General features: G+C 65.2%; 3 protein-coding genes. All 3 read left to right on the top strand.

What is annotated here, in order from left to right:
- Positions 1-252: 252 nt before the first annotated feature.
- Complete coding sequence (locus tag ENZ75_RS27705) at positions 253-1,557, top strand: Xaa-Pro peptidase family protein (RefSeq protein WP_063169616.1); 1,305 nt, start codon at positions 253-255, stop codon at positions 1,555-1,557.
- Positions 1,558-1,660: 103 nt separating this feature from the next.
- Entirely contained in the window at positions 1,661-2,341 is a 681-nt protein-coding gene (locus ENZ75_RS27700) for an isochorismatase family protein (RefSeq protein WP_063169617.1), read from the top strand.
- Positions 2,338-2,703, top strand: a 366-nt coding sequence (locus ENZ75_RS27695) for an alpha/beta hydrolase (protein WP_164888050.1), incomplete at its 3' end; no start/stop codon positions are given. The genes ENZ75_RS27700 and ENZ75_RS27695, both read left to right, overlap by 4 nt.

The following is a 2,703-nucleotide window of genomic DNA, read 5'->3' as shown; positions in this document are numbered from 1 at the left end:
CCCTCAAGGGGGGAGATCGGACTGCATCTCTGCTTTCGCCAATCTCAGATGTTGAAGAAAAGAACGGCGGCATCGAAAATGCCAATCTCCCCCTTGAGGGGGAGATGCCGGGCAGGGCAGAGGGGGGCGCGAAGGATCGCGACGCAACCGATTAGCCAGCGGCATCCCGCACAACAGCTGCGGTTTTCCGCACAATCCTCCCGCCCCTCTTGCGCCATGCTGCGACCTCGCAACCCAGCCAAGGCCGAGCCCATGAGCATCGTCGTTTTCGACCCCGACAGCACCGAGGACGTGAACTTCAAGGATCGCATGCGCCACCCCGCGGCGGCCGATCCGGCCGGCGGCATGTGGCTGTCGGACACCGAACCGTCCTTCATCGATGCCGATGCCCTGCGCAAAGGCCGGCTGGCCAAGCTGCGCGGCTGGATGCGCAAGGCCGGCTATGGCGGCGTGGTGCTGTTCGATCCGTACAACCAGCGCTACGCCACCGGCTCGCGCAACATGTTCGGCTATTTCCTGCGCAACTCGACCCGCTATTTCTTTATCCCGACCGACGGGCCGATCGTGCTGTTCGAATACCCGCAGAGCTATCATGTCTCCATGGTACTCGACACGATCGACGAGGCGCGGCCTTCCAAGTTGGTCTGGTCGTCGGTCTCGGGCCGCGACGACGAGACCGCAGGTCCGTTCGCCGACGAGATCGCCGAGCTTTTGAAAAAGCATGGCGGCGGCTCGATGAAGCTCGGCCTCGACCGCTGCAGCCATCTGCAGGCGCTGGCGCTGGAAAAGCGCGGCTGTGAGGTCAGGGATTGCCAGGGCGAAATCCTGGCGGTGCGCGCGGTGAAGACGCCGGAGGAAGTGAAATGCCTGCAGGTGTCGATGGCCGGCGCCGAGGCTGCCGTCTATGCGGTGCGTGAGGCGATCAAGCCCGGCGTTTCCGAAAACGACCTGTTCGCCATCATGTATGGCGAGGTCATCCGCCAGGGCGGCGAGTTCATCGAGACGCGGCTGCTGACATCAGGCCAGCGCACCAACCCGTGGTTCAACGAGGCCAGCGGCCGCAAGATCCGCCCCGGCGAACTCTTGGCGCTCGATACCGACACCATCGGCTGCTACGGCTATTATTCGGATTTCTCGCGCACCTTCCGCTGCGGGCCAGGCAAGCCGACCCCTTACCAGAAGTCGCTCTACCGCATGGCGCACGATCAGGTTCAGCACAACATTTCGATCGTCAAGCCCGGCATGGCCTTCCGCGAGATCGCCGAGCAGGCGTGGAAGATCCCCGACCGTTTCGTCGACCAGCGCTACACCTCGGTCATGCACGGCGTCGGCATGCATGGCGAAACGCCGTTCATCGCGCATGCCATGGATTACGAGACCTATGGCCGCGACGGCCATATCGTGCCAGGCATGGTGGTGAGCGTCGAAAGCTATATCGGCGAAAAGGGCGGCCGCGAGGGCGTCAAGCTGGAGGACGAGATCCTGATCACCGAGACGGGCACGGAGCTTCTGTCGCGCTTTCCTTATGAGGACGAGTTTCTGGAGACGCAGGTTTGATACGGGCAACCAATGAGCGCCTCGTTGCCTGGCGCCCCCCTCTGTCCCGCCGGCATACGGAAGGGTCTTTGACTGCCTCGCCCATGCATCACGCAGGCGCCGCATGAAAACGCCCATCTCCCTCAAGCCCGGCACGGTGGCCGCGATCTTCATCGACCTGCAGGAAGAGCACCGGCAGGACCCGCGCTACCTCGTCGAGGGCTTTCCCACGATCCTCGCCAACGTCCAGCGCCTGCAGGCGGCGGCGCGGCGGAACCAGGTGCCGCTCTACCACTGGGCCTACATCGTCGATCTCGACAAGCAGGACCGCCCGTTTCATCCGCTCGGCGAGGACGGCAAGTCGGCCTTTTCCGACAAGAGCGATCCGCTGACCGAAATCTGCCATGAGGTGGCGCCGGCCAAGGGCGAGGCGCTGCTGATCAAGGCCGAGGCCAGCGCCTTCCGCACCGGGCCGGCGGCGGGCGACATCAAGTCGGCCGGCATCGAATGGTTGGTCATATCAGGCGTCTGGACCGAGGCCTGCATCGACGCGTCGGTCAAGGATGCGGTGGCCAAAGGCTTTCGCGTGCTGCTGGTCAAGGATGCCTGCGGCAGCGGCAGCGCGGCCATGCACCAGACCGGGATCCTCAACCTCGCCAACCGGCTCTATGGCGGCGCCGTCACCGACACCGACGGCGCCTGCCGGCTGCTGGCCGGCGAAACCGTCACCGTCTGGCAGGTCGAGGGCTCGGTGCCGCTGCGTTTCAGCTTCGACAACGCGGCCGCGCTCTACGCCGATCTATGACGCGCGGCCCCTACGAAACACGGCTCGACCCGGCCCTTTGGGCCTATATCGACGCCGTCAACGCCTGGCATCCGCCCGAGATCATCGGCCTGCCGATCGACAAGCAGCGCGCCGTCTATGACAGGATGAGCCGGGCTTTCCACCAGGGCCGCCCGCCCGGCGTCAAGGCCAGCGACGGGCTGATCGCCGCCGCCGGCCGCGACATCCCGGTCCGGCGCTACCGGCTCGAGGGCAACGCCGCCAAGGCGATGGTGGTCTACTACCACGGCGGCGGCTTCATCCTCGGCGGGCTCGAAAGCCATGACGACATCTGCGCCGAGCTCTGCGCCGGCACAGGTTTCGACGTGCTGTCGGTCGATTAC

Origin of the sequence: Mesorhizobium sp. M7A.F.Ca.CA.002.04.1.1, assembly GCF_004022805.1 — a bacterium.
Taxonomy (GTDB): domain Bacteria; phylum Pseudomonadota; class Alphaproteobacteria; order Rhizobiales; family Rhizobiaceae; genus Mesorhizobium; species Mesorhizobium ciceri.
This window is presented reverse-complemented; position numbering and strand designations above follow the sequence as displayed.